Origin of the sequence: Lyngbya sp. CCY1209, assembly GCF_035615495.1 — a bacterium.
In the GTDB taxonomy this organism is placed as follows: domain Bacteria; phylum Cyanobacteriota; class Cyanobacteriia; order Cyanobacteriales; family Microcoleaceae; genus Limnospira.
Map to the genome: position 1 here is coordinate 1 of NZ_JAJENU010000120.1, position 414 is coordinate 414.

General features: G+C 50.5%; 1 protein-coding gene. It reads right to left on the minus strand.

Annotated features, from left to right (window positions below; all coding sequences use genetic code 11):
* Nucleotides 1-203 precede the first annotated feature (203 nt).
* Nucleotides 204-414, minus strand: a 211-nt coding sequence (locus LKE08_RS00835) for a hypothetical protein (protein ID WP_324702295.1), incomplete at its 5' end; no start/stop codon positions are given.

Below are 414 nucleotides of genomic sequence, written 5' to 3' on the forward strand. Positions count from 1 at the left end.
CAACGAGCGCTCACGTGGTTACAGTTGAAATGGGGTCAGAAATTTTCAAACCCTTATAGAAAAGCCGTTTCAGTTTCTGACTCCCTAATACCGACTGCCGACTCCCGCGCGCAGCGCTATATAAGGCTGGTCAGGGGTGCGTCCCTTATCTCCATCCAAGGGGATGAAAGCCTTACCGGGAAGTTATTTCGGGCATTTCAGCCTTATTTCATTCCCGAACGAATCGCACCTATAATTATATGTTGGCATAATCCCCGCCGTTCTTCTGGCCCCTCGTCGCTCGCGCCCGGAAAGCCGGCGGAAATTCCAACCCTTCCGGATGCTATCATAATGATTAGGTGCGATTCGTTCGGGATCGAAATAGGGCTGAAATGCCTGAAATAACCTCCTGGTAAGGCTTTTATCCCCTCGGAT